This is a genomic window from Herbidospora sp. RD11066 (genome assembly GCF_054661255.1).
Genome location: NZ_BAAGDO010000113.1, coordinates 1 through 280, shown reverse-complemented (window position 1 = coordinate 280; position 280 = coordinate 1). Strand labels below are relative to the sequence as shown.

The following is a 280-nucleotide window of genomic DNA, read 5'->3' as shown; positions in this document are numbered from 1 at the left end:
CTCAAAAAATGCTGCCATGGCTAGGCCATAGATGATATAGACAAGCGGATGGTCTTGTAAGAGGGCAATACTACCGTCTTTTTGAGGATGTAAAACCAAGATATGCACCAGTTTTTCCAAAATCTGTGAAGAGACAAAGAAGGCAACAGCCCCCAAGCCCAAGACAGCTAGATTAATCTGGTGTTTCTTTTTGGCATACCAAATGCTTCCTATCAAGAAAGCCAGCAACAGCAACATGGTAATAATGATATGAATGGTCATTTTCTTCTCCTATTCCGCC

Annotated in this window: 1 protein-coding gene; it reads right to left on the bottom strand. The window is 41.8% G+C overall.

The annotated features are described in order from the left end of the window. A partial coding sequence (locus ACYQ78_RS39495; protein WP_459806122.1) for a YhfC family glutamic-type intramembrane protease occupies positions 1 to 261 on the bottom strand: 261 nt, incomplete at its 3' end. Between the last annotated feature and the right edge of the window lie 19 nt (positions 262 to 280).